This is a genomic window from Leisingera sp. ABD4_442 (assembly GCF_056160905.1).
In genome coordinates this window covers 1-236 of record NZ_JBSWYB010000116.1, presented here as the reverse complement: position 1 = coordinate 236, position 236 = coordinate 1, and the positions used below count along the sequence as shown (strand labels likewise).

The window sequence follows — 236 nt, the reverse complement described above, 5'->3', positions numbered from 1 at the left end:
GCTGCAGCCAGATGCCCTGCGCATCCTGGTCTTCTGCGGAAACAAGCAGCACAAAACTGTCATCCTCCAGCATCAAAACGGTGGGATCATAGGCCTTCACGGCGGTCGGGATCAGCGTCTTGGGCCCGGCAACGCCAGCCGGGGCCGGCGGCGCATCCAGGGTCTGGGTGTGGATTTCCTGAGCCTGCTCGGCTTCCCAGGTGACCATCAGGCGGCCATCCGACAGCTGGTCCAGA

Annotated in this window: 1 protein-coding gene; it reads right to left on the bottom strand. The window is 63.6% G+C overall.

The window, feature by feature from the left end; translation table 11 throughout:
* The coding region (locus ACXAHG_RS23625; protein ID WP_475061277.1) for a hypothetical protein at window positions 1–236 on the bottom strand (236 nt) is incomplete at both ends.